This window comes from Streptomyces sporangiiformans, assembly GCF_005768555.2.
GTDB lineage: Bacteria > Actinomycetota > Actinomycetes > Streptomycetales > Streptomycetaceae > Streptomyces > Streptomyces sporangiiformans.
In genome coordinates this window covers 1-512 of record NZ_VCHX02000188.1, presented here as the reverse complement: position 1 = coordinate 512, position 512 = coordinate 1, and the positions used below count along the sequence as shown (strand labels likewise).

The window sequence follows — 512 nt, the reverse complement described above, 5'->3', positions numbered from 1 at the left end:
CGGCAGCCGAGGAGAAGACCACGAACATGGCCAGATCCATGTCCAACGTCAACTCATGCAGATTCAACGCCGCGTCGACCTTCGGCCGGAACACCCCATCGATCCGCTCCGGAGTCAACGAGGCGATCACCCCGTCATCCAGCACACCCGCCGTGTGCACCACACCGGTCAACGGCCGCTCCAACGAACCCAGCAGACCGGACAACGCCTCCCGGTCCGCCACATCACAGGCGGCAAACCGCACCCGAGCGCCCAGATCCCTCAGCTCCCGGCCCAACTCCACCGCACCCTCGGCCCGTTCACCACGACGGGAGACCAGCAACAGATCCCGCACACCCCGCCCGGCCACCAGATGCCGGGCCAGCAACCCGCCCAGCGTGCCCGTCGCCCCCGTAACCAGCACCGTCCCCTCCGGGTCCAGCTCACGCGGCATGGTCAACGCCACCTTGCCCACATGCCTGGCCTGGCTCACATACCGGAACGCCTCCCGCGCCCGGCGCACATCCCACACC

General features: G+C 68.4%; 1 protein-coding gene. It reads right to left on the bottom strand.

What is annotated here, in order from left to right; all coding sequences use genetic code 11:
• Window positions 1-512 (bottom strand): SDR family NAD(P)-dependent oxidoreductase (locus FGD71_RS34815; RefSeq protein ID WP_119104581.1); only part of this gene is annotated, 512 nt, incomplete at both ends.